A 24,801-nucleotide genomic window follows, 5' to 3' on the forward strand; every position below is an offset into this window, starting at 1 on the left:
GGTGACGGTTGTGTTGGTGGGGAGGATTATCCCCTCTTCCACCAGCCACCTCGCCAGCTTCGCAACCCGCTCCACCTTGTCCGCGACGGTGCCGAGCTTTTCGTGGAAGGTGATGCGTTCCAGCTTTTTGGCGTGGTCTTCCAGCTTCGTCTTGCGGTCCTGTTCCCAGAAGAAGCGGGCATCGCTCAACCGCGCGGCGAGTACCTTGCGGTTGCCGGCGATGATCGCGGCGCCGCCATCCTTCGCCTCGATATTGGCGGTGCAGATGAAGGCCGGCGCGAGCTTGCCGCTTGCGTCCTTCAGCACGAAATATTTCTGGTTGATGCGCAGCGTCAGCTGGATGACCTCGGGCGGCACTTCGAGGAAGGCCGGGTCGAAATCACCGAGCAGCGGCACGGGCCATTCGGTGAGGCCGGCATTCTCCGCAACCAGGCCCTTGTCCTCGATCACGCCCAGCCCAAGCGCCGCGGCGGCTTCGGCGGCCTTCGCCTCGATGATCGCCTGCCGATCCTGATGGCTGACGATCACATGGCAGGCGCGCAATTTCTCGACATAGTCGTGCGCACCGCCGATCGTGATCTCGCCCGAATGGTGGAAACGGTGGCCGAGGGTGGCGAAGCCGGAGCGGATGCCCTCAATCTCCAAGTCGACAAGGTCTTCGCCCAAAATGGCGACGATGCCCTGCAAGGGGCGGACCCAGCGCAGGCTTTCGGTCGTCTGGCTGGCCGCGCCCCAGCGCATCGACTTGGGCCAGGGGAAGGCGCGGACGACGGTGGGCACCGCCTCCGCCAGCACGTCGGCGGTCGCGCGGCCGGGCTTTTCGACGACAGCGAACCAGACGCCGTCCCGGTCCTCAAGCTGGTCCCTGGTCAGGCCAGTCTTGCGCAGGAAGCCCTCCAGCGCCTGATCGGGCGCGGACGTGCGCGGTCCTTTGAATTCCTCGCTGACGGCGGCGGTTTCGAGCGGCAGGCCGCGCGCGATGAGGGCAAGCCGGCGCGGCGTGACGAAACTGTCGATCGCGGCAGGCTTCAACCCGGCCTTCGCCAGTTCCTCGGTGAACAGGCGGGCAAGGTCGTCGGACGCCTTCAACTGCATGCGCGCCGGAATTTCCTCACAGCGCAGTTCGAGGAGGAAATCAGTCATCAGGCGGCCCACTTGTTATGCTTCATCCAGGCTTCGCAACTGCCCCGCGCCATGTCGCGGACCTGGCCCATGTAACTGGCGCGTTCCTGCACCGAGATGACTCCGCGTGCCTGCAGGAGGTTGAACGTATGGCTGGCCTTGATCGCCTGCTCGAATGCGGCGAGCGGCACGCCGTTTTCGATGCACCGGTCATATTCAGCCCGGCAGTCCTTGAACCAGCGGAACAGTTTTTCCGTGTCCGCGACCTCGAAATTCCATTTCGACATCTGTTTCTCGTTTTCGAGAAAGACATCGCCATAGGTCACGCCGGCATCGTTGAATTTCAGGTCGTAGACGCTGTCGACACCCTGAATATACGTGGCGAGGCGCTCCAGCCCATAGGTCAGCTCGCCCGCGACCGGCTTGCAGTCGAAGCCGCCCATCTGCTGGAAATAGGTGAACTGGGTGACTTCCATGCCGTCGCACCAGACTTCCCAGCCCAGCCCCCAGGCGCCCAGCGTCGGGCTTTCCCAGTCATCCTCCACGAAGCGGATGTCATGGACGAGCGGATCGATGCCAATCTCCACCAGCGATCCCAGATAGAGTTGCTGCAGGTTCGCCGGCGACGGCTTCATGATCACCTGATACTGGTAATAATGCTGAAGCCGGTTGGGATTTTCGCCGTAGCGGCCATCGGTCGGGCGGCGGCTGGGCTGCACATAGGCGGCGTTCCACGGATTGGGACCAAGGCTGCGCAATGTGGTGGCCGGGTGGAAGGTGCCCGCGCCGACCTCCATGTCATAGGGCTGGAGGATGACGCAGCCCTGCCGCCCCCAATAGGCATGGAGGGTCAGGATCAGGTCCTGGAAAGAAAGCGATTTGCCTTCGGCCACGATGGTCCTTCTTTACGCTACAGGCTTGAATGACAGGCCCTGCGCCTTGGCGCATGGCTTGGAAAGGGTCAAGCTATTGCGGCGGCAAAGAGGGTAAACCCGCTTGCCCTTCGCGCATGCGATGCGCATCTTCACGGCCATGAAGATGATCCCCCTCCTGCTTCGCGCCCTTCTGCGCGTCACGCCCGCCGCCCTGCTGGTGGCCAGCGGCGCGGCGGAGGCGCGCGATGCGTCCGCCGCCTCCCCTGCCCTCTGGCAGGTCAAGGACGCTGACACCACCCTCTACCTGTTCGGCACCGTCCATGTGATGAAGCCGGGGATCGACTGGTTCAAAGGCCCGGTAAAGCAGGCGTTCGACGCGTCGGACGAGCTGGTGCTGGAGATCATCGAGCCGGACGATCCCGCCGCGCTGGGCACGACCATGATGCGGCAGGCGGTGGCGCAGGACGGGGTGAAGCTGTCGGATCGGCTGTCCCCGGAGGCGCGAGCGACCTATCAGGCGGCGATGCAGGCGAACGGCCTGCCCTGGCAGACGTTCGAGATGTTCAATCCCTGGATGAGCGGCATGGCGCTGTCGGTCGCGCCGCTGGAGAAGCTGGGCTATCGCAGCGACATCGGCGCGGAGAAGATCTTGCGCGCAGCGGCGACCGGCGCAGGCAAGAAGGTCGATGCGCTGGAGACGATCGAACAGCAGGTCGGCTTCTTCGCCGGTCTGCCGATGGCGCAGCAGATCCAGTTCCTGAACGCCACGGTCGACGGCCTGCCCGACATGGAAACGGAATTCGGTTCGCTGCTGCGCTACTGGCAGGAGGGGCAACCCGACAAGCTGGCGAAGATGATGAACGAGTCGCTGGAGACGACGCCCGAACTGGCGCAGGTGCTGCTGACCGGGCGCAACGCGACCTGGGCGCATTGGATCAAGACGCGGCTTGCGCAGCCGGGCACGGTTTTCGTCGCGGTCGGCGCGGGCCATCTGGCGGGCAAGGGCAGCGTGCAGGACCAGTTGAAGGCCCTAGGCGTCGCATCGACGCGGGTGGGGAAATAAGCCCGTGCTGACCCGGCTGCTCGCGCTCTTCGCGCTCCTGATCGTCACTGCCTGCGACAAGGCCGCTGCCCCGCAGCCGCCGAGTGGCGGCGGTCCCGCTCTGTGGCAGGTCGAGCGCGGCGACATGAAGGGCTGGCTGTTCGGCACCATCCATGTGCTGCCCAAGGGCATCGGCTGGGACACCCCGGCAATTCGGGCGGCGATGGGCGAGGCGGACAGGCTGGTGCTGGAAGCATCGGACCTGCAGGACGAGCAGAAGACCCTGACGCTATTCGAGAGGATGGGCCGCAGCCCCGGCCTGCCGCCTCTCGAGAAGCGGGTGCCGGCAAGCGAGGTCGCGGCGCTGGACAAGGCGATGGCGGACGGCGGAACCAGCACGCAATTGCTGTCCGGCTATGAAAGCTGGGCAGCGGCGATGCTGCTGTCCGCCGCAAGCCAGCAGGGCCTGGGCGTCAGCCAGAGCGACGGCGTGGAGCCAGTGCTGATCGCAACGTTCAAACAAGCGGGCAAGCCGATCGGCGGGCTGGAAACGGTGGAGCGGCAGTTCGGCGCGTTCGACACGCTGCCGCAAGCCGCGCAATCGCGCCTGCTGGTGCAGACCGTGCATGAAGCCAAGGGCATGAAGGCGTTGTACGACCGCATCCTTGCCGCGTGGCTGAAGGGTGACATGGCCGCGATCGCGAAGGAGGACGAGATCGGCGAACAACCCGATCCCGTGGTCGAGGAAGCGATATTGGTCGCGCGCAACCGTGACTGGGTGAAGGCGATCGAGCCAATGAAGGGCCACCCCTTCATCGCGGTCGGCGCGGGCCATCTGACGGGCAAGGGCAACCTGATCGCGATGCTGGAGGCGAAGGGCTTTACGGTCAAGCGGGTGCAATAGCGGCCGCTGTTGGCACCACCCCTTGCCTTTCGCGCCCTTTCTGCTAAAGGGCCGCCTTCCCGCGATGGTCATCCCTGGAGGCGTGGCGGGAAAGTACATCATCTAGCTTTTGGAGACACGCAATGAGCGAGCAGCTTACGCTGTCGGCCGAGGCACGCGATCGGGCAGGCAAGGGAGCCTCCCGCGCTCTCCGCCGCGAGGGCCGCGTTCCCGCCGTCATTTATGGCAACAATCAAGACCCGCAGTCCATCCACGTCGAGGAAAAGCTCCTCAACAAACTGCTGGGCACCGGCCATTTCTTCAACTCGGTCATCATGGTCGAAGTGGGCGGCAAGGCCGTTCGCACGCTGGCCAAGGACGTGGCGTTCCACCCCGTCTCCGACCGTCCGCTGCACGCCGATTTCCTGCGCGTTTCGGAACACGCCACCGTCAGCGTCAACGTGCCTGTGCGCTTCGAGAATGAAGACGCCGCGCCTGGCCTGAAGAAGGGCGGCGTGCTGAACGTCGTGCGTCACGATATCGAACTGGTGGTCGACGCAGCCGAAATCCCCGAGGATGTCGTCGTCGACCTGTCGGGCTTCGAAGTCGGTGATTCGATCCACATCAGCGCGGTGACGCTGCCCAAGGGCGCGAAGACCGCGATCGACGATCGCGACTTCACCATCGCCACGATCGTTGCGCCGTCCGCTCTCAAGAGCAGCGAAGGCGACACGACCAAGGAAGGCGAAGCCGAAGCCGAATAAGGCTTCTTCGGTTCTTGAAGACTTGTCAGACCCCGTTCGGGCTGAGCAAAGTCGAAGCCCTCAACTGAGCGACGCGAAGGTCAGTCTTCGATCCGCTCAGGCGAGGGCTTCGAGACGCTCAGGGCGAACGGGGTTCGTCTTTTCGGGAGGTCAGCCATGCAGATCTGGGCCGGACTCGGCAATCCGGGACCGCAATATGCGATGCACCGGCACAATGTGGGCTTCATGGCCGCGGACCTCATCGCCGATCTGTATCGCTTCTCCCCACCCAGGAAGCAGTTCCAGGGATGGGTGCAGGAAGGCCGCATCGGGCCTGAGAAGATCCTGCTGCTGAAACCCGCCACTTTCATGAACGAAAGCGGCCGGTCCATTGGCGATGCGATGCGTTTCTACAAGCTGACGCCGCAGGATGTGACGGTTTTTCACGATGAGCTCGACCTTGCGCCCATGAAGGTCAAGGTGAAGCGCGGCGGCGGCAATGCCGGGCATAACGGCCTGCGCTCCACCGATGCCCATATCGGGCCGGATTTCCGCCGGGTGCGCATCGGCATCGGCCACCCCGGACACAAGGACAGGGTGCATGGCTATGTGCTGGGCAACTATGCCAAGAGCGAGACGGATGCGCTGGCCGACATGCTGGGCGCCATCGGCGCGGAGGCCGAATGGCTGGCCAAGAATGACGACGTCCGGTTCATGAACGAGGTTGCGCTTCGGCTGGCGGCATAGGGCGAAGGGTGCAAGCCGGGCATTTCAACCATTTTTTAGCGAAGCCCGGATAACGCGGGGGACGTGAGAGGTGGAGAAACCCTGCTGCGTATCGCGCCCGACATGGCATGCGTGGGCATGTATGTGTCTGGTTTTGAAGGGTCCTGGTTCAAACATCCATTTTGGCGCGCCCGCTTCCTGATCAAGGACGAACGGGTGCTTGCAAGGATCCGCGCCAGCGGCATCGACGCGCTGCTGATCGATACCGCCCTGGGCGTTGCGCCGGCGCGGGCGGGTGCCGGACCGATTCCGTCCGAAAAGGGGGACCAGGCCGAACCCTCTGCTACGGACCGCCCGCTTTCTGACCCGGAGGTCCAACGGGCCCGGACGATCCTAAGCCAGGGTCAGGCGCTGGTAAGAGGGCTGTTCCACGACGCGCGCCTCGGCAAGCTGGTCGTGACCGACGATGTCGCGTCGCTGGTGGAGGACATCGCTCGCTCGGTGGAGCGCAGCCAGGCGACGCTCATCAACATGGCGCGGCTGAAGTCCAAGGACGAATATACCTATCTCCATTCAGTCGCCGTCTGCGCGCTGATGATCAATTTCGCGCGGCAGCTCCAGATGGACGAGGCGCGGGTCCACGAGATGGGCGTCGCCGGCCTGCTGCACGATGTCGGCAAGATGGCCATGCCAGCCGACATATTGAACAAGGCGGCCCGCCTGACCGACAGCGAATTCGCAGAGGTGAAGCGTCACCCGCTGTCCGGCCACGAACTTCTGGTAACGAGCGGCAACGTCCCGGCGGTGGCGCTGGACGTGGCGCTACATCATCATGAACGGGTCGATGGTGCGGGCTATCCGTTCGGCCTGAAAGGCTCCGACATCAGCGTGGCGGCGCGCATGGGCGCGATTTGCGACATCTATGACGCGCTGACATCCGACCGTTGCTACAAGCAGGCATGGACGCCGGCAGAGGCGATCATGCGCATGGAAAGCTGGCAGGGACATTGCGATCCCGCTCTGCTCTTCACCTTCATGCAGAGCGTGGCGATCTTTCCGCCCGGCCTGCTGGTGCGGCTGCGGTCGAACCGGCTGGCGGTGATTCTGCCCAACGGCCGCCGCGGGTCGCGGGCGATGGCGCGCGCCTTCTTCGACGCACGCGCACGCGAATTCCTGCCGGCACGGGATGTGTTCATCACTGGCGGCATGGACGGCGATCAGGTGGTGAGCCGTGAAGAGCCGGCGCACTGGCCCTTCCCCGACTGGCGGCGGCTGCACGACGAGCTGATGGCCGGGCGTTACCAGCCCGCCGCCGCCGTCAACCTGCATTGCGCATGAGATAAAGCGGCATAGGTGATTGCGAAAGCGTGGAGCGCCGATCATAAGCAGCGCGCTTCCCCGTTTTCTTTCGGAGATCAACGTGCCGGTCCAGACCATCGCCACCCGCCCTTATGCCGATCAGAAGCCCGGCACGTCCGGCCTGCGCAAAAAGGTGCGGGTGTTCCAGCAGCCCCATTATGCCGAAAATTTCATCCAGTCGGTCTTTGACAGCCTGGAAGGATATCAGGGGCAAACCCTGGTGGTGGGTGGCGACGGGCGCTTCCTCAATCGTGAAGTCATCCAGATCGCGCTCAAAATGGCGGCGGCCAACGGATTTGGCCGCGTGCTTGTCGGCCAGGGCGGCATATTGTCGACCCCAGCGGCATCCCACCTGATCCGGTCGGCGGGCGCGTTCGGCGGTCTGGTCCTGTCGGCCAGCCACAATCCGGGTGGCCCCGACGAGGATTTCGGCATCAAATATAATATCGGCAATGGTGGCCCCGCGCCGGAGAAGGTGACCGACGCGATCAACGCGCGGACGCTGGCGATCAACAGCTATACAATTCTGGACGCCGCCGATGTCGACATCGATACCATCGGTGAAACGATGCTGGGCGACATGACGGTCCAGGTGGTCGATCCCGTCGCCCACTACGCCGACCTCATGGAGACGCTGTTCGATTTCGCGGCCATCCGGGCGATGATCGCGGGCGGCTTCACCCTCGCCTTCGATTCGATGAGCGCGGTCACCGGTCCCTATGCGACCGAAATTTTCGAGCGAAGGCTGGGCGCGCCGGCGGGCACGGTGATGAACGGCACGCCGCTGCCCGACTTTGGCCATCATCATCCCGATCCCAACCTGGTCCATGCAAAGCAGCTATACGACCGAATGATGGCCCCGAACGCGCCGGATTTCGGCGCGGCATCGGACGGCGATGGCGACCGCAACCTCATCATCGGGCGGCATATCTATGTGACGCCATCGGATTCGCTGGCCGTGCTGGCCGCCAACGCCCATCTCGCCCCTGGCTATGCCGCGGGTCTCAAAGGCATAGCGCGATCCATGCCGACGAGCGGCGCGGCCGACCGGGTGGCGGAAAAGCTGGGCGTGCCATTATATGAAACGCCCACCGGCTGGAAATTCTTCGGCAATCTGCTGGACGCCGGCATGGCGACCATCTGCGGCGAGGAAAGCGCAGGCACCGGGTCAGACCATGTGCGGGAAAAGGACGGCATCTGGGCCGTGCTGCTGTGGCTCAACATTCTGGCCGTGCGTCAAGAAAGCGTGGCCGCGATCATGGCGGATCATTGGGCCACCTACGGGCGCAACTATTATGCGCGACACGATTACGAGGCGATCGCCAAGGACAAGGCCGATGCGCTGATGGCGGCGCTGCGGGGCCAGCTGGACAGCCTGCCGGGCACTGCCAACAGCGGCGGAACGGTGAAGAGCGCCGACGATTTCGCCTATACCGATCCCACGGACCAGTCGGTAAGCCGCAATCAGGGCGTGCGCATCCTGTTCGACGACGGATCCCGTGTCGTCTTCCGCCTTTCGGGCACCGGGACCGAGGGTGCGACGTTGCGCGTCTATATCGAACGCTATGTCGGGCCTGACGGCGACCTGACGCTGGAGACGGCGGACGCGCTGTCGCCGCTGATCGCCGCCGCGCAGGAGGTGGCGGACATCGCCGGCTTCACGGGCATGGACCGCCCCAGCGTCATTACATGACGCAAACATGGGGTGCGTCTGACACAAACTCACGAGGCGGAAACAAGAGGGAAACGCGCGCGCATTAGGAAGGACAGGCTGCCGATCGATCCGGTCGCACCCTTCATCCTCTTTCCAGGGACCAAGATGCGCCGCCTTCTGCTTTGCCTGCCCGCCGCTCTTGCCTTTATGTCCAGCCCCGCCGTCGCCGCCACCAGCGAAGATGAGCAATTCTGGCTCAATCTGACGGCGACGGGATCGATCAAGGACGAACTGGTCTATTTCGCGGAAATCCAGCCACGTGTGGGCGACGGCGTGTCGCGCGTGGATCAGGCGCTGTTCCGGGGCGCGCTGGGGTGGAAATTCTCACCGTCGCTCATCGTCTATCAGGGATACGCGCACGTCGTCCTGCCTGTCGAAGGCGGGAAGGATGTGAATGAGGAACGCAGCTTCCAGCAGCTGAGCTGGACATTGGGCAAGCCCTGGGGCGGGGAATTGTCGTCCCGCACCCGGCTGGAGCAGCGCTGGCGGTCGGACGGGGACGACATGGGCTGGCGATTGCGGGAGATGATCCGCTACGAAAAGCCGCTGAAGGCTGACAGCGACGCCGTGAATGCGCTGGTCTATGCCGAAGGCTTCGCCGCGCTCAACGACACCGACTGGGGCGCGCGCTCAGGCTTCGACCAGCTCCGCAGCTTCATCGGCGCGGAACTCGGCCTGCCGGGCGCATCCACGCTGGAGGTCGGCTATCTCAACCAGGTCATCAACCAGCGCGCCGGCAACACGCGCGTCAATCACGTGGCGTCGGTGACCCTGTTCTTCCGGCATTGACCCGCCCTTCGTCATGCAGCTTGGCCCATAGCGCACTGGTGCCCGCTTCCTGCGCGCGGGTTGTGAACTGGGCGGCGACCAGCCATCCCTTGATCGGGCGCAGCGGCAGCACGGTGGTCAGGATCAGCACCGGTACTCCGACGACGATGTGAACCCAGAGCGGCGGCCGAGCCAAGATTTCCAGCATCAGGATGAAGATGACCCCGGGCACGCAGGCGAAAAGCTGGACGAAAACCGCTGGGCCGTCCGCCGGGTCGGCGAAGCTGTAGTCGAGGCCGCACACCTCGCAATGATCGCGCACGGTCAGGAAGCCACGGAAGATGTGCCCTTCCCCGCAGCGCGGACAGCGGCCCATGACGCCGGTTTCATGCGCCGGACGCTTCTTCCACCGCCGGCCGGACGCGTCGGTCCACCAGCCTTCGTCCTGTGCGCCGCCCTGTTCCGTCATGTCGCCTCCAATCTGCCGCCCCCATGTCGCGTGGCCGCAGCGCTTTTCAACTGCGCCTTTTGTCCTACCCCGACACGCCGCTAACCTGTTTGACCAAGGCTGGCCTTTCCGCGCGCCAGACGCTATCGGCGCGGCAACAGTCATTCCGATCGTGTAAGGCAGTCAAATGGGTTTTCGTTGCGGTATCGTCGGCCTTCCCAATGTGGGCAAGTCCACCCTGTTCAATGCGCTCACCGAGACGCAGGCTGCGCAGGCGGCCAATTACCCTTTCTGCACGATCGAACCGAACGAGGGCCGTGTCGCGGTGCCGGACGATCGGCTCCAGACCATCGCGAAGATCGGCGGCTCGGCCAAGATCATCGAGACGCAGCTGAGCTTCGTGGACATAGCGGGGCTTGTGCGCGGCGCGTCGAAGGGCGAGGGTCTGGGCAACCAGTTCCTGGCCAACATCCGCGAAGTGGACGCCATCGTCCACGTCCTGCGCTGCTTCGAGGATGACGACATCACCCATGTCGAGGGCAAGGTCGATCCCATCGCCGACGCGGAAACGGTCGAGACCGAGCTGATGCTGGCGGATCTGGAGTCGCTGGAGAAGCGGGTGCCGAACTTCGCCAAGAAGGCGGCGCAGGGGGACAAGGAGGCGAAGGCAGCCGCATCGGTACTGGGGCAGGCGCTCGACCTGCTGCGCGATGGCAAGCCCGCCCGCCTGACGCAGCCGCGCGACGTGGAAGAGGAGCGCCTGTTCGCGCAGGCGCAGCTGCTGACGGCCAAGCCTGTCCTCTACGTCTGCAATGTCGAGGAGGAAGCGGCGGCGGAAGGCAACGCCCATTCGGCGCGCGTGTTCGAAAAGGCCGCGACCGAGGGCGCCAAGGCCGTGATCGTGTCCGCCGCCATCGAGGCGGAACTGGTCACCATGCCGGTCGAGGAGCGCGCCGAATATCTGGAAGCGCTGGGCCTCACCGAAGCGGGCCTGGCCCGCATCATCCGCGCGGGCTACGAGTTGCTGGGCCTTATCACCTTCTTCACCGTGGGGCCGAAGGAAGCGCGCGCCTGGACCGTGACCAAGGGGAGCAAGGCCCCGCAGGCAGCGGGCGCGATCCATTCCGATTTCGAGAAGGGCTTCATCCGCGCCGAGACCATGGCCTATGCCGATTATGTCCAGTTCAATGGCGAGGCCGGGGCCAAGGAGGCGGGCAAGTGGCGGTCCGAGGGCAAGGACTATGTGACGCAGGATGGCGACATCATGCTGTTCCGGTTCAATGTGTAGCCACCCATCGTCGCCCCGGCGGAGGCTGGTGCCGCAGGCGGCAGCGCACCAAGGCCTGAAATTCCGGCCTTCGCTGGGATGACGGGAAAAAGGCCTTGCCCCTCAAATTCGCCTTTCCGCCCAGCGTCGACGCTGACACCCGTCTGCTGATCCTGGGCAGTCTGCCCGGCGACGCATCGATCCGGCAGGGCGAATATTATGCGCATCGCGGCAACGCCTTCTGGCATCTGCTGGGCGATGTGCTGGACGAGGATTTGCGCGGGTTGCCGTATGCGATGCGGCTCAAGCGGCTGAAAGTGCGTGCCGTCGGCCTGTGGGACGTGATCGAAAGCGCCGAGCGGGAAGGCAGCCTGGATGGCAGCATCCGGGGTGCGGAATTGCGCGACCTTGGCCTTTTCGTCAGCCGCCTGCCGGCGTTGCGGGCCGTGGGCTTCAACGGCAGGACCGCAGCGACGCATGGGCGGCGACAGCTTGGGCACCGGCCGGACCTGACGCTCATCGACCTCCCCTCCTCCAGCGGCGCCTATGCCAGCCTGTCGCGCGAGAAGAAGGCCGAGGCGTGGCGTGCCCTGCGTCCCTGGGTCGTATGATCGACGCGCATCGTTCTGTCATATTGCGCGGATAGGGGAGCGGATTAAGACACAGGTCACGCATACGAATCCGAAGGTCGCCCTCCCATGTTCACCCGCCGCCAGATCCTGACCACCGCAACTATCGCGCCCACGCTGGCCGCGCCCGCAATCGTGAAGGCGCAAAGCTGGTTCGCCGGCTATCCTTTCGCGCTTGGGGTCACTTCGGGCGATCCCGCGCCCGATGGCTTCGTGATCTGGACCAAGCTGGCGCCCAAGCCGTTCGATCCGCATGGCGGCATGCCGATGGTGCCGTTGCCGGTGAAATGGGAAGTCGCAAGCGACGACCGGTTCAAGACCATTGTCGCCTCGGGCGAAGCGCAGGCGCGGCCGGAACTTGGCCATGCGGTCCATGTCGAGGTGACGGGCATGCAGCCCGACCGGCCTTATTGGTATCGCTTCATCCTGGGTAGCGACATGTCGAGCCGGGGTCGCGCACGCACCCTGCCCCTGCCATCATCCAGCCCCGCCTCGATCAAGTTCGGGGTCGCGGGCTGCCAGAATTATGAGGACGGCTATTTCACTGCCTTCCGGCACCTGGCGCGGGAGGACGATCTCGCCTTCGTCTATCATTTCGGCGACTTCATCTATGAATATGAGCAGCGCGGGCCGGACTATGACAAGGACGGACTGCCGGTCGATCAGGTGCGGCAGCATATCGGGCAGGATTGTTTCGACCTGACCGACTACCGCCTGCGCTACGCCCAGTATCTGAGCGACTATGACCTGCAGGCCGCCCGCGCGCGGCACACATGGTTCCCGACCTTCGACGATCATGAGGTGGAGAATAACTGGGTCGGCGATTTCGACTGGAAGGATGCTCCCCCGGAAATATTCCGCCTGCGTCGTCAGGCGGGCCTGCAGGCCTGGTACGAATATATGCCGGTGCGCGCTGCGCTCCTGCCGCGCAACGGCATCATCACCAATGCGTATCGGGAGGCCCGCTTCGGCGACCTGCTCTCCATCGACTTCCTCGACACCCGATCCTTCCGGTCGGACCAGCCTTGCGATGACGGGTTCAAGACCCATTGTGCGGGCATCGACGATCCCAAGGCGCAGGTGATCTCGGCCGAAGAGGAAAGCTGGCTGACTCGGAACCTGACGCGGGCCCAGACCAAGTGGAACTGCGTCGCGCAGCAGGTGATGATGATGTCGCTCGATCGCCGCCGTTACGCCGACGAGAAGGAAAAGATCTACAATCTCGATAGCTGGGCCGGATATGAAGTCGCGCGCAAGCGCGTGCTGGCGAAAATGCGCGGGCTCGACAATGTCGTCGTGCTGACCGGCGACGAGCATCAGAATTTCGCGGGCCTGCTGGAAAGCGAGGGCAAGCCGGTGGCGGTAGAGTTCGTCTCCACCTCCATCTCATCGGGCGGCGACGGGTCGGACCTGCGCGCGGGAAGCGACATTATGTTCAGGAACAATCCGCAGCTGAAATTCCTGAACGACCAGCGCGGCTATTTGCTGTGCGAGGTCACGCCGGATGCCTGGACGACACGGTTCCGGGTCATGGACCATGTGTCGACGGCGGGCGCCGACATCAACACGCGCGCCACGCTCACCGTGCCACGCGGCCAGCCTTCGATCAGCATCGCCTGACATTGACGTAAACGGAAAGCGGTCGTAAGCCATCACCCGGACAGGAGACCGATGATGGCTGACGACATAGTCTATTTCGAGGACATCGCGGTCGGCGACCGTTTCGACTTCGGGCCGTTGACCGTATCGCGGGAAGAGGTGATCCGCTTCGCGGCCGAATTCGACGCGCAGCCATTCCACCTGTCGGACGAAGCCGCCGCACAGACTCATTTCGGCACGCTGGCGGCCAGCGGGTGGCACAGCACGGCGCTCTTCATGAAAATGTTCGTTACGGCGATGCAGAAGGAGCCAGGACGGCAGGCGGCGAGCCTGGGCGCCATCGGCGTGGACGAACTGCGCTGGCTACGTCCGGTGCGTCCCGGCGATACGCTGCGCGGCACGAACGAGGTGATCGGCAAGAAGGCATCGGCAAGCCGACCCGAAATGGGCATCGTCCGTAATCAAGTGACGATCTACAATCAGAGCGACAAGCCCGTACTGACGATGATCCCAATCGTCATGTGGCGGACACGGCCGATATAATCCTGCTCCGTCACCCCGGCTGGGGCGTCTTCGCATCCGTTGCCATGATGCGCATGCGCCGGTCTATCGCGCCCGCGATCTGGACGATATGGCGGCCGGCGGGCAGATCGAACCAGACGATCTTGCGAATACCCGAACAGTCCGGGCCGTGGCCGTGGTCGACTGAAGCGACCGGAACGGTGCCGGTCACGACATCGACCCAGGCCGCCCCCGACAGCGCGATGCCAACTCGCGCCGCCGCCTTCAGCGACAGGACGAACAGTCCGCCACGTCCTTCCTTCGCGCCCTTGCCTGGTGGAGCGGCGAAATGGACATGGTCGATCGGCCTCAGATCCGCGGTCAGCGCCTTGCCCGGGATCAGCAGCGGCGCACCCTGTGCCTCTACCCCCGCCTCCGCCTGCCCGCCCCCGTTCCAGTTGCTCCACGGTTCCGCGAGCGGTGCAGGAGCTGGGCAGGCGGAGGCGGGCGCGGCGGCAAGCAGCAGCGCGGCAAGGATCGTCATCGGCTCATTTCCTCCCGAACAATTTCTCAATATCCCCATGCGATAATTTTACCCAGGTCGGGCGGCCATGGTTGCACTGACCGGACCGGGGCGTCACTTCCATTTCCCGCAGCAGAGCGTTCATTTCAGCAACGCTCAGCACCCGCCCCGCGCGGACCGAGCCGTGGCAGGCCATCGTCGCGGCGACGAGGTCGAGCCGTTCCATGAGCGAAAGCGCGCTGTCATAGGCGGCAAGATCGTCCGCAAGATCGGTGACGAGGCCATGTACGTCCGACTGGCCGAGTATCGCGGGCACCGCGCGCACCAGTATGGCGGACGGACCGAACCGTTCCAGCTCCAGCCCGAAGTCTCGCAATTCCACCGCCCGTGCCTCCAGCCGGTCGCAGGCAGGCTCGTCCAGTTCCACCACTTCGGGCAGCAGCAGCGCCTGGCTCGCGACCCCCTGCCCCTCCATCGCGCGGCGCATCCGCTCCAGCGTCAGCCGCTCGTGCGCGGCATGCTGGTCCACGATGACAAGGCCATCCTCGGCCTCCGCCACGATATAGGTGCGCGCCACCTGCCCCCGCGCCACGCCGAGTGGAAAATCATGTCCTTCCGGTACAGACGCGGCGGCGGCCTCCGCGCGGGCTTGCGGCGGGGGCGCTGCGAACGACGGGCGGCGGTCGGCAAGCGCCGACTGGAACAACGGATTATAGCTGACCGGCGCTGCGGCGGCGTCGAAGATCGGCATCGCCCCGATGGGCGTGGGAGACACCGGTTCCGGCCGCCAGGCGGCAAGGCCGGCGGGATCGGCCATCTGCACGGAGCGGAAGCCTTCGGCGTCGAGCGCGCGGCGCAGGCCCGACACGATCATGCCGCGGATCAGTGCCGGATCACGGAAACGGACTTCGGTCTTGGCGGGATGGACGTTGACGTCCACCTCCTGCGCGGGGACGTCGAGGAACAGTGCGACGACCGGGTGCCTGTCGCGCGCCAGCATGTCGGCATAGGCTCCGCGCAACGCGCCGATCAGCAGCCGATCCTTCACCGGACGGCCATTGACGAACAGATATTGATGATCGCCAACGCCGCGATTGTAAGTCGGCAGCGACGCGACGCCCGACAGGCGCACCCCTTCCCGTTCAAGCGAGACGATCACATGATTGTCGGCCAGTTGGCGGTCGGTGAGCGCGGCCACCCTTTCTTCCCGTGCTTCCCCGCCCTGCACGCCCAGCACCCGGCGGCCATCATGCTCAACGGAGAAGGCGACGGCGGGATGGGCCATGGCCAGCCTGCGCACGACGTCCAGGCAGGCGGCATATTCCGCCTTGGGCGAGCGAAGGAATTTGCGGCGCGCCGGAACCCGCGCGAAGAGTTGCTCCACGGCGATACGCGTGCCCGGCGGCAGCGCGGCCGGGCCTTCCGCCACCAGCTGACCATTGTCCATCGTCCGGTTCCATCCGTCGCGACCTGCCGGACGGCTGTCGATGGAAAGGCGCGCCACGCTGGCGATGGAAGGCAGCGCCTCTCCGCGAAAGCCCAATGTCGCTACATTTTCAATGGCATCGTCGGGCAGCTTCGACGTCGCATGCCGTTCCAGCGCGAGGGCCATGTCGCTCGAATCCATGCCGCATCCGTCATCGCTGACCTCGATCCGGTCGAGGCCGCCGTTGGACAAGCGGACAGCGATGCGAGTCGCGCCCGCATCGAGTGCATTTTCAACCAGTTCCTTGAGCGCGCTGGCGGGTCTTTCAACCACTTCACCGGCAGCGATACGATTGACCAGATGTTCGGGCAGGCGGCGTATTGACATTGGTTAGGGACTAGCCCAATCGAGCGCTTTCCGCGAGCCGCGATCCCATATTTTTTGCTCTGCAAAGCGCAAGGAAACAGGGCTGATCGGACGAGCGAAACCGCTATCCGACCGGCCCCGCAACGCGCTGACGGGGGCGGCGGACGATACAGGATAAGGCATGTCGATCTTCTCGCGTCTCTTCAAATTTTCGTCGCAGGATATGGCCATCGACCTCGGCACCGCCAATACAGTGGTCTATGTGCGCGGGCGCGGCATCGTTCTCAATGAACCTTCGGTGGTGGCGGTGGAGACGCTGAACGGCGTCAAGCGGGTCAAGGCCGTGGGCGAAGACGCCAAGCTGATGATGGGCAAGACCCCGGATTCGATCGAGGCCATCCGGCCGCTGCGCGACGGCGTGATCGCCGACATCGATGTCGCGGAACAGATGATCAAGCATTTCATCACCAAGGTGCATGGCGGCAAGCACAGCCCCTGGCGCGCGCCGGAAATCGTGATCTGCGTGCCGTCGGGCTCCACCAGCGTCGAGCGCCGCGCGATCCGCGACGCTGCCAGCAACGCGGGCGCCAGCCAGGTTTTCCTGATCGAGGAGCCGATGGCGGCCGCGATCGGCGCCGACATGCCCGTGACCGAGCCGATCGGATCGATGGTCGTCGATATCGGCGGCGGTACGACCGAAGTCGCCGTGCTGTCGCTGCGGGGCCTTGCCTATACGACCTCCGTCCGCGTGGGCGGGGACAAGATGGACGAAGCGATCGTGTCGTTCGTCCGCCGCCACCACAATCTGCTGATCGGAGAAGCCACCGCCGAACGGATCAAGAAGCAGTTCGGCGTCGCGCAGCCGCCCGAGGATGGCGTCGGCGAGACGATCCATATCAAGGGTCGCGACCTGGTGAATGGCGTGCCCAAGGAAATCAGCATCAACCAGGGCCAGATCGCGGACGCATTGGCCGAACCGATCAGCACCATTGTCGAAGGCGTGCGGATCGCGCTGGAAAACACCGCGCCGGAACTCGCGGCCGACATCGTCGATCAGGGCATCGTGCTGACCGGCGGCGGCGCGCTGCTCAAGGGGCTGGACGACGAGCTGCGCGACGAGACCGGACTGCCCGTCACCATCGCCGAAGATCCGCTGACCTGCGTCGCCATCGGCACCGGGCGCGCGATGGAAGATCCGATCTTCCGGGGCGTGCTGCAAACCGCCTGACGCTTGAAGGGGGCATAGAGGATGGCGCGGCCACCCAGCCGACGCCCCGGTCTGAACCGGCGGGCGCAATATAGCTTGTTCGCCAGCTATGTCGTGGCGTTGACGGGCGCTGCGGTGGGACTGCTGCTCATCGTCATCGCCATTTTCGACCCGACCGGCTTTTCGGCGCTGCGCGTCGCCGCCGCCGAAATCGGCCGGCCTGCGTCCGTCACGATGAAAGGCATGGTGAGCGGCGTCGCGTCCGTGGACGAGGTGCTGGCATCCTACTGGCGTGCGGGATCGCAGAATGTCGCGCTGCGTCGGCAGGTGGAGGCGGACCGCAATCGCATCATCGAGGCGAAGGCCGTGGCGCAGGAGAATCTGCGCCTCAAGAAGCTGCTGAAACTGGTGGACGAGGATAGCAGCGACCTGCTCGCCGCGCGCCTGATCGCGTCCTCCTCATCCAGCGCGCGGCGCTTCGCGCGCCTCAATGCGGGCAGTTGGCAGGGGGTGCGGGCGGGCATGCCGGTCCGCGCGCCGGAAGGGCTGATCGGCCGCGTCCACAGCACCACGCCCAACAGTTCCGACGTCCTGCTCCTGACCGACACGAGCAACATCGTCCCGGTGCGGCGGGCGGCCGACAATATCCCGGCCATCTCCACCGGACTTGGCGACGGATCGGTAGAAATACGCGCGCTGTCTGCTGGCCGCAATCCGTTCAAGCCAGGCGACCTGCTCGTCACGTCCGGCATCGGCGGCGTCTATCAGCCCAATATACCGGTCGCCGTCGTGGTGCGCGCGCAGGGCGAGATCGCCTATGGCGTCCCGCTCGCCAATCCCGCGCGGGTCGATGCTGTGGTGGTCGAGCGCATCTTCGAGGAAGCGGTGACCCGTCCCGGCCCGGCCGCCGCGCCCGTCGCCGCCGAGAGCGGGCCTGCGAACGCCGCCACCGCCGCGCCATGATCGACCCGCATCTGCATCATGTTCCCCGGCTTGGGCGGCACCCTTCCCGTTTCCGGCTGGAGGCCACACCGATCGTCACCGTGCTGCTGGGATCGCTGCTGACGACATTGCCCGTCATCGCCCAGTCGCCGATCATGCCGCCGTTCGGACTGCTGTTACTGCTGTCATGGCGGCTGCTGCGCCCCGAATTGTGGCGTGCGTGGATCGGCGTGCCGCTGGGCCTGTTCGACGACATGGCGAGCGGCCAGCCGATCGGCTCGGCCATGTTTCTGTGGACCGTCGCGCTCATCGCCATCGACGCCATCGAACATCGCATGGTGTGGCGCAGCTATCGGCAGGACTGGCTTATCGCGGCGTTGGCGATTATCTTCTGCATTTCCGGTGGCCTGTTCTTTGCGCGGATCACCGGCGGAGGTTCCTTGCGCTTCTTTCTGATCTTGCCCCAAATGGTCTGGACGATCCTTCTTTTCCCCTTCGTCGTCCGGCAATGCGCGCGGATCGACCGCTGGCGCGTAATGGCATGAAGTTTCCCACTCCCAAGCGCAAGATCATCACCGAAGCCGTCCAGTCCTTGACCTTCAGCCGTCGCGCGATGGTGGTAGGCGGGTTGCAGGGCGCGATCGGTGCGATGCTGATCGGCCGCATGGCGTGGATCAGCGTCGCGCAGAACGAGAAATATACGCTGCTGTCGGAAAGCAATCGCGTCAACCTGACGCTGATTCCGCCGCGCCGCGGGTGGATCATCGACCGCAACGGACGGCCGCTGGCGAACAACCGCACCGATTTCCGCGTCGACCTGATCCCGCAGCGCATGGTGGACCCGGAGTCGACCGTGCGCCAACTGGCTCGCCTGCTGTCGTTGCAACCCGACGAGGTCGATCGCATTCGCGAGGAGCTAGACAAATCCGCCGGCTTCCGTCCGGTGCAGGTCGCCGACAAGCTGACCTACGATCAATATGCGGCGATCAGCGTGCGTCTGCCCGACTTGCCGGGCGTTGCGCCGAGTCAGGGTTTTTCGCGCAACTATCCGGCCGGCGCGTCGGTCGGCCATCTGCTGGGCTATGTCGGCGCGGCGACGGCGGAGGAATATAAGGCCCGCAAGGATCCTCTGCTCATCACGCCGGGGTTCAAGGTCGGCAAGGACGGACTTGAAAAAGCGTTCGATCTTCCGCTGACCGGCAAGCCGGGCGCGAAGCGAGTGGAGGTGACGGCACGCGGCAAGATCGTGCAGGAATTGACGACCCGGCCGGATTCGCCGGGCCGGTCGATCAAGCTGACGATTGACGCTGGCCTTCAGGAATTTGCCGGGCGTCGGCTTGCGACGCAAAGCGGATCGGTGGTCGTGATCGATTGCCATAATGGCGACGTGCTGGCGCTCGCTTCCATGCCCAGCTTCGATCCGAACAGCTTTTCCGACGGCATCAGCCATCTGGAATATGAGATGCTGTCGAAGGACGATCATGTCCCGCTGCGCAACAAGACACTGCAGGGCCTCTATCCGCCCGGGTCGACGGTCAAGCCCATGGTGGCGCTGGCGCTGCTGGAAGCGGGGGTTTCACCGACCGAGACGGTCAGTTGCAGCGGCGCGATCCGGGTCGGCAACACGCTGTTCCACTGTCACAAGCGGCGCGGCCACGGGCCGCTCAACATGCGCGGCGCGATCGCGCAAAGCTGCGACATCTATTTCTACCAGATGGCCCAGCGCATCGGCATGGACCGCATCGCCAGCATGGCCCGGCGCGTCGGCATGGGCCAGAAATTCCCGCTCCCCTTCCCCAGCCAGAGCTATGGCACCGTGCCAGACCCGGCTTGGAAGGAACGGAAATATGATCAGAAATGGCAAGTCTATGACACGGTGAACGCCACCATCGGCCAGGGCTATATGCTCATCAATCCCCTGCAGATGGCAGTCATGGCGGCGCGGCTGGCGACAGGACGCCAACTGATGCCCAACTTCATCTACGGCGCGCCCCATGCCACGCCCGAACCGGTGGGCGTCAGCGAGGACCATCTGGTCGTCATTCGCGACGCGATGAATGCGGTGGTGAACGGCGGCGGCACCGGCGCGGCAGCGCGCAGCTCCATTCCCGGCGTGATGATCGCGGGCAAGACGGGCACGGCGCAGGTGCGGCGCATCACCATGGCGGAGCGCGCCGGCGGCGTGCGCGGCAATGCCGGCCTGCCCTTCAAGCTGCGCGACCATGCGCTGTTCCAGGGTTTTGCGCCGTTCGACAATCCGCGCTACGCCATCGCCTGCATCATCGAACATGGTGGCCATATCAACCGGATCGAAGACGCGCCGATGATCGCCAGCGACACATTGTCCTACCTGTTCGACCCCAGGAAGGCGATGGAGAAGCTGGAAACGCTGGAGAAGGGTTGGGGCGGTACGCCGGCCGAGCGGCAGGCACGGCAAATGGCCGCCTTTCGCCTGGCCAAAGCGATCGAGAAGGGCGAAGCGCCGCCGCCTGTCGCCAATGTCACGGACAATGCGGCAGCCGCCAATATGGCGACGCCCGCGCCTCCACCCGCGCCTGCAGGTGAGGCGGACGATGTCCCGCCGCCGCCGGGTTCCAATATGACGGACGAGCGATGAGCATCGTTCCCAAGCCGCTGGCCGACTTTCCCTGGCGCATCCTGGCGCTGCTGTTCGCCATCGCGGGGTTCGGCACGGTCGTGCTGTTCAGCGCAGCCGGCGGCAACATCTTCCCCTGGGCCTTCAACCAGGCGCTCCGTTTCTTCATCTTTTCCGTCATGGCGCTCAGCCTCAGCCGCATTCCCGTGGACATATTTGCCCGCTACGCCTTCCCCGCCTATGGCGCGGTGCTGGCGGCGCTGTTCGGGGTAGAGCTGATCGGCGGCGTCGCAGGCGGCAGCCAGCGCTGGATCAACCTTGGCTTCATGCAGTTGCAGCCGTCCGAATTCATGAAGCCGGTCATCGTCCTTACCATCGCCCGCTTCTACGCGATGCTGCCGGTGGGGGAAATCCGGCGGTGGAACGCAATCTGGCCGGCGCTGGTGCTGATCGGTGTGCCATGGGCGCTGGTCCTGGTGCAGCCGGATCTCGGCACCGCGACGATGATCGCGGCCGGCGGCGTGACGGTGATGTTCCTCGCCGGGCTGCCGCTGCGGCTGTTCATCGGCACGGCCCTTGCGGGCGCGGCGGTCATCCCGATCGCCTTCAGCTTTCTGCATGATTATCAGAAGAACCGGGTTCTCATCTTCCTCGACCCGGAGAGCGATCCGCTGGGTGCGGGCTATCATATCAGCCAGTCGAAGATCGCGATCGGCTCGGGCGGCTGGCTCGGCAAGGGCTTCCTGCGCGGCACCCAGAGCCACCTCGACTACCTGCCCGAAGGCCATACGGATTTCGTGTTCGCGACGATGGCGGAGGAATGGGGCCTGCTGGGCGGCACGTTGCTGATCCTGGCCTTCCTTCTGCTGTTCCGTTGGGGCATCCGCGTGGCATTGCGCGCACCGGATAAATTCTCCCGCCTCGCCGCCGCGGGCCTCACCACCACCATATTCTTTTACGTCGCCATCAACCTGATGATGGTGATGGGACTTGCCCCGGTCGTGGGCATTCCGTTGCCCTTCATGTCCTATGGCGGATCGTCGATGCTGACGGTGATGCTGTGCGTGGGCATCATCATGTCGATCGACCGGGCCCGCAAGCGGCGCGCGACGCCGGGTAGCTGGGCCTGACCGAAGCGTCCGCGAAAAATTTTCGGCCGGGGGTGATTTCCTGTTTGCAAAGGCGAAGGTGCCTGCTAACAGCCGCTCCTCGCCGGACGGGTTCCGACCGGCAACGGACGCATAGCTCAGTTGGTAGAGCAGCTGACTCTTAATCAGCGGGTCCTTGGTTCGAGCCCAAGTGCGTCCACCATATCTTTCAAAGACTTAGGCGGTATTTTGAGGTCCAAAGCTGGACCCACCCCCTCCAGTTTACAGCTTGGTTTACAATTTCCTCCGGTTTTCGAGCTTCGAAATGGCCGTTTCCGCCATCTCGGAATCCCGCTTGAGATAGTGCGTATCGAGGATCGTCTCGACGTCCTTGAGGCTATGCCCGGTGATCGTCGCGATCTGCGGAACACTCGCTCCTGCGATCGCCAGGCGGGTCACGACAGTGCCCCGCAGGTCGTGGAAGGTGAGACCAGCGACACCGGCTTTCACACAGGCCTTGCGCCACGATGTCCGAAAGCCGTCGCTTGTCCAGGATTGCCCGCGTTCGGTGAGCAGTATCGTTGCCGGCAACGACTTCCCCTCGACGTCGTAGCGGGCCTTCAAAGCGTCCAGCGCAAGCTTGAGCGGTGCTCCCACAGGAACGATCACCCGCTTGGGCTTGCGGTTCTTCACTTTGCTCTTTGTCTTGCTCTGCGTGAGACGGATTTCCGCGCCGTCATACGCCGCCCAGGGCAGGTTGATGAGATCGCCCTGACGCTGCCCTGTCCACAAGGCGAGCGTCATGGCCAGGTGTAGGTGGGGCGGAGCGTGCTTATAGAAGGCTTCCTCGTCACCGTCTTTCCAGACGGAATCGACGCGGCCGGATTGATATAGACGGCCGGGCCGTTTGCAGGGGTTGGCGACGACCAGTCCGCGATCAAGCGCCCATGCAAGAATCCGCGCCAAAACCGCAAAGCGATAATCCGCCGTGCGTTCCGATGTGCCGGCAATTCGATCGCGCCAAGCCAGAAACTCGCCGCGCGTGCGCGGGTCACCCAGTGCGCCTATCGGAAAGTCTCCGAACTCCGTTTCGATGAATCTCAGATGCTTCCCATAGTCCTTGCGGGTGCGGGGAGCGAGACGGGTATAATCGGTGGATTGCTCGAAAGCCCGAAACACGCCGTTGAGCGTGTCGCTTGGTTTGGGCCTGCTTTTTCGCTCATCGTGCGCTGTGACATAAGCCTGATGGAATTCCGGTGTGCCGAATTTGGCCTCGATGCGGGGCCCTCCACGCCACGCATAATAGTAGGTTGCGTATAGGCCGCTTGCCAGTTTCTTGCGTACCCTGTGGACACCTTTAAGATTGACGCGCATCGCGCCGCGCCTTCCATTCGTCGAACGGGGTCGACGAAACCGCGGATGGTTCCGTTTCCAGATGCACGAGGATGATCCGCCCATCAGGGTGGATCTCGGTGCGCACGATCGTCAGTCCACCCTCGCAGGCCATACGGATGGCCTGGGCGAGACTGGGGCGTCGTGGTGAGGATTTACGCTGTTCGGCCACAGCACGCTGCCAAAGACCGCAGGACGCGAACCCAACTCGTGTTCCCCTGCCTGGCGCACTCCCCACTCCCTCCCTTGGCGAGCCGGTTGGTGAGATCTGACGTTATATCTGGCTGTGACGAAGAGCGCCGTATCCGGTTGGGCGCCGCTGTAGATGGATGGGCCTCAGCGTCCGGGAAGCGGACGATAGTGGCTGCAACTCCCACTGGGACAAGAGTCGGCCCCGAAGTCCGAAAGATGGCAAAACGCATTGTGCGCTCCTCACTGGAGCACCCACGCGATGTCACGAAGCAAAAGTAATAATATCATATTTTTTAGTAACTTGAAGACGGTTATTCGTTAGTGCTCTCATTTCAGTTGTACGGTAGCGGGCGAAGTTCCAGGCACGAACACATCGTTCCCGAACCTTCCGCTCAGGTGCATGGCCACAGAGGCGATATAGTTTCGCTGACGCCACGTTGTCGGGCTGTGGTAGACGCCAACGGCCTTCCAATAGTCCCCCGTCGTCCGCAGAGCGGACAGAAACACCCACCGTGCGGCCTCGGCGTTGAAACAGGGATCAAAACGGAGCCAATGACGCACATGGGCTTTCGGCCGGCCGATATGCGCTGCGATGCGTCCGACCCACCAACTGTTGATCTGCAAAGGCCCCAGGTCATGGGTGCCGTTGGTGTTGGCGACCTCGGCACCGATCCAGCCTGCCTCCTGGTCGCGTAAGCCCCATAGCGTCTTTTCGAGCCAGGGCCTGCCAAGTGAGGCCTGGCGGATGCACGCACCGATTAGACGTTCCTCATCCCGATTGCGCGTCCTGGCCTGCGCCAAGGACGGTGAAATTATCACTCCGCACAGCAATATACCGATGAGACAGGGAACGAAACGCATCATACAGCCCTCATCGCCTTTGACGCCGCTCGGTCATGGTGCCCTAAGCCGGTGAGGTCTGGAAACGGCCCATCCGTCAGCAAGGCCAGAAGCGCGCGACCGGAAATGATTTCGATAGTGCTGCCATGCGCGACGGCGGCCCGGCTTTGCAGCCCGGTCCGTCCCGTATGGATGAAGAGGCCGCGCCGCCCCTTCGTGCGACAGAGCGCCTCAAATGCCGGGACATGTTCCGGCCGGATCGTATCAGCATAGCGCTTGGCCTGGATCAGCCAGACTGCGCCATTGATGACCACCTGTCCGTCGATCCCGCCATCACCGGTGTAACGGCGGTTTCGAATGACCTTGTGACCACGGCGCTCGAAACTTTCGAGCAGAAGCTCCTCGAACGCGAGCGGGTCCATGGCGCGCAGGCGGGCATAGAGGAGTTGTGGCGGCTGCAACCGGTCCCGCCCGCGAAGTTGGGCCGCCATGGCCCTGGCCTGCCGCCTCCGCCAGCGATGCTTCACGGGCATCCGAAATCGACGGACGAAAA

The 24,801-nt window shown here is 64.3% G+C and carries 25 protein-coding genes and 1 tRNA gene; 17 read left to right on the top strand and 9 right to left on the bottom strand.

All coding sequences use genetic code 11. From position 1 onward, the window contains the following. Both glyS and AX724_RS06585 read right to left on the bottom strand, forming a co-directional pair. Positions 1-1,143, bottom strand: a 1,143-nt coding sequence (glyS, locus tag AX724_RS06580) for a glycine--tRNA ligase subunit beta (protein WP_156448012.1), incomplete at its 3' end; no start/stop codon positions are given. Then, entirely contained in the window at positions 1,143-2,015 is an 873-nt protein-coding gene (locus tag AX724_RS06585; protein ID WP_066764589.1) for a glycine--tRNA ligase subunit alpha, read from the bottom strand. The genes glyS and AX724_RS06585, both read right to left, overlap by 1 nt. Positions 2,016-2,160: 145 nt before the next feature. Here AX724_RS06585 and AX724_RS06590 point away from each other — a divergent pair, with 145 nt between their 5' ends. The 7 genes from AX724_RS06590 to AX724_RS06620 all read left to right on the top strand — a co-directional run bounded on the left by AX724_RS06590 (position 2,161) and on the right by AX724_RS06620 (position 9,253). Next, positions 2,161-3,060 (top strand): TraB/GumN family protein, encoded by a 900-nt coding sequence (locus AX724_RS06590; protein WP_066764638.1) that lies wholly within the window; start codon positions 2,161-2,163, stop codon positions 3,058-3,060. Positions 3,061-3,064: 4 nt separating this feature from the next. Continuing rightward, positions 3,065-3,943: a TraB/GumN family protein gene (locus AX724_RS06595; RefSeq protein WP_066764590.1), complete on the top strand. Its 879-nt coding sequence runs from the start codon at positions 3,065-3,067 to the stop codon at positions 3,941-3,943. 122 nt (positions 3,944-4,065) lie between these two features. Next, positions 4,066-4,686, top strand: coding sequence for a 50S ribosomal protein L25/general stress protein Ctc (locus AX724_RS06600; protein ID WP_066764591.1), 621 nt, complete (start codon positions 4,066-4,068; stop codon positions 4,684-4,686). 156 nt (positions 4,687-4,842) lie between these two features. After that, positions 4,843-5,412 (top strand): aminoacyl-tRNA hydrolase, encoded by a 570-nt coding sequence (pth, locus tag AX724_RS06605; protein WP_066764593.1) that lies wholly within the window; start codon positions 4,843-4,845, stop codon positions 5,410-5,412. Between the two features lie 63 nt (positions 5,413-5,475). Further along, positions 5,476-6,729: an HD-GYP domain-containing protein gene (locus AX724_RS06610; RefSeq protein WP_156448013.1), complete on the top strand. Its 1,254-nt coding sequence runs from the start codon at positions 5,476-5,478 to the stop codon at positions 6,727-6,729. 82 nt (positions 6,730-6,811) lie between these two features. Next, positions 6,812-8,443: an alpha-D-glucose phosphate-specific phosphoglucomutase gene (locus AX724_RS06615; RefSeq protein ID WP_066764640.1), complete on the top strand. Its 1,632-nt coding sequence runs from the start codon at positions 6,812-6,814 to the stop codon at positions 8,441-8,443. A 126-nt stretch (positions 8,444-8,569) separates the two neighbouring features. Next, positions 8,570-9,253, top strand: a complete 684-nt coding sequence (locus tag AX724_RS06620; RefSeq protein ID WP_066764597.1) for a DUF2490 domain-containing protein — start codon at positions 8,570-8,572, stop codon at positions 9,251-9,253. On the opposite strand, the gene AX724_RS06625 is transcribed toward AX724_RS06620, so the two are convergent. Continuing rightward, a complete protein-coding gene (locus AX724_RS06625) occupies positions 9,213-9,701 on the bottom strand; it encodes a DUF983 domain-containing protein (RefSeq protein ID WP_082733422.1) in 489 nt (162 codons plus the stop codon). The genes AX724_RS06620 and AX724_RS06625 overlap by 41 nt on opposite strands. A gap of 166 nt (positions 9,702-9,867) precedes the next feature. Between AX724_RS06625 and ychF the strand changes: the two genes are divergently transcribed. The 4 genes from ychF to AX724_RS06645 all read left to right on the top strand — a co-directional run bounded on the left by ychF (position 9,868) and on the right by AX724_RS06645 (position 13,718). Continuing rightward, positions 9,868-10,968 (top strand): redox-regulated ATPase YchF, encoded by a 1,101-nt coding sequence (ychF, locus tag AX724_RS06630; protein ID WP_066764599.1) that lies wholly within the window; start codon positions 9,868-9,870, stop codon positions 10,966-10,968. 95 nt (positions 10,969-11,063) lie between these two features. Beyond that, positions 11,064-11,558: a DNA-deoxyinosine glycosylase gene (locus AX724_RS06635; protein WP_066764601.1), complete on the top strand. Its 495-nt coding sequence runs from the start codon at positions 11,064-11,066 to the stop codon at positions 11,556-11,558. Between the two features lie 87 nt (positions 11,559-11,645). Next, complete coding sequence (locus AX724_RS06640; protein WP_066764602.1) at positions 11,646-13,196, top strand: alkaline phosphatase D family protein; 1,551 nt, start codon at positions 11,646-11,648, stop codon at positions 13,194-13,196. A 54-nt stretch (positions 13,197-13,250) separates the two neighbouring features. Next, positions 13,251-13,718, top strand: a complete 468-nt coding sequence (locus tag AX724_RS06645) for a MaoC family dehydratase (protein ID WP_066764645.1) — start codon at positions 13,251-13,253, stop codon at positions 13,716-13,718. A gap of 10 nt (positions 13,719-13,728) precedes the next feature. On the opposite strand, the gene AX724_RS06650 is transcribed toward AX724_RS06645, so the two are convergent. Then, complete coding sequence (locus tag AX724_RS06650; RefSeq protein ID WP_066764603.1) at positions 13,729-14,220, bottom strand: hypothetical protein; 492 nt, start codon at positions 14,218-14,220, stop codon at positions 13,729-13,731. Between the two features lie 4 nt (positions 14,221-14,224). Then, entirely contained in the window at positions 14,225-16,012 is a 1,788-nt protein-coding gene (gene mutL, locus AX724_RS06655) for a DNA mismatch repair endonuclease MutL (protein WP_066764604.1), read from the bottom strand. Between the two features lie 160 nt (positions 16,013-16,172). On the opposite strand from mutL, the gene AX724_RS06660 reads away from it, so the two are divergent. The 6 genes from AX724_RS06660 to AX724_RS06685 all read left to right on the top strand — a co-directional run bounded on the left by AX724_RS06660 (position 16,173) and on the right by AX724_RS06685 (position 22,047). Next, entirely contained in the window at positions 16,173-17,219 is a 1,047-nt protein-coding gene (locus AX724_RS06660; RefSeq protein WP_021319842.1) for a rod shape-determining protein, read from the top strand. Positions 17,220-17,240: 21 nt separating this feature from the next. Continuing rightward, positions 17,241-18,161, top strand: coding sequence for a rod shape-determining protein MreC (gene mreC, locus AX724_RS06665; RefSeq protein WP_066764606.1), 921 nt, complete (start codon positions 17,241-17,243; stop codon positions 18,159-18,161). Further along, complete coding sequence (gene mreD / locus AX724_RS06670; protein ID WP_066764609.1) at positions 18,158-18,685, top strand: rod shape-determining protein MreD; 528 nt, start codon at positions 18,158-18,160, stop codon at positions 18,683-18,685. The genes mreC and mreD overlap by 4 nt, the downstream gene beginning before the upstream one ends. Beyond that, complete coding sequence (mrdA, locus tag AX724_RS06675; RefSeq protein WP_066764610.1) at positions 18,682-20,757, top strand: penicillin-binding protein 2; 2,076 nt, start codon at positions 18,682-18,684, stop codon at positions 20,755-20,757. The genes mreD and mrdA overlap by 4 nt, the downstream gene beginning before the upstream one ends. After that, positions 20,754-21,866 (top strand): rod shape-determining protein RodA, encoded by a 1,113-nt coding sequence (gene rodA, locus AX724_RS06680; RefSeq protein ID WP_066764611.1) that lies wholly within the window; start codon positions 20,754-20,756, stop codon positions 21,864-21,866. Before mrdA ends, rodA begins: the two co-directional genes overlap by 4 nt. 105 nt (positions 21,867-21,971) lie before the next feature. Further along, positions 21,972-22,047, top strand: a tRNA-Lys gene (locus AX724_RS06685). 71 nt (positions 22,048-22,118) lie between these two features. Here the strand turns inward: AX724_RS06685 and AX724_RS06690 are convergent. The 4 genes from AX724_RS06690 to AX724_RS06700 form a co-directional block, all read right to left on the bottom strand. After that, positions 22,119-23,198, bottom strand: a complete 1,080-nt coding sequence (locus AX724_RS06690; RefSeq protein ID WP_066764613.1) for a tyrosine-type recombinase/integrase — start codon at positions 23,196-23,198, stop codon at positions 22,119-22,121. Next, positions 23,182-23,388, bottom strand: a complete 207-nt coding sequence (locus AX724_RS23940; RefSeq protein ID WP_197421498.1) for a hypothetical protein — start codon at positions 23,386-23,388, stop codon at positions 23,182-23,184. The genes AX724_RS06690 and AX724_RS23940 overlap by 17 nt, the downstream gene beginning before the upstream one ends. Before the next feature lie 347 nt (positions 23,389-23,735). Further along, a complete protein-coding gene (locus AX724_RS06695; RefSeq protein ID WP_231736534.1) occupies positions 23,736-24,209 on the bottom strand; it encodes a lytic transglycosylase domain-containing protein in 474 nt (157 codons plus the stop codon). Positions 24,210-24,268: 59 nt separating this feature from the next. Then, positions 24,269-24,739 (bottom strand): restriction endonuclease, encoded by a 471-nt coding sequence (locus AX724_RS06700; RefSeq protein WP_231736535.1) that lies wholly within the window; start codon positions 24,737-24,739, stop codon positions 24,269-24,271. Positions 24,740-24,801: the final 62 nt, after the last annotated feature.

This window comes from Sphingobium sp. CCH11-B1, from assembly GCF_001556865.1.
GTDB lineage: Bacteria > Pseudomonadota > Alphaproteobacteria > Sphingomonadales > Sphingomonadaceae > Sphingobium.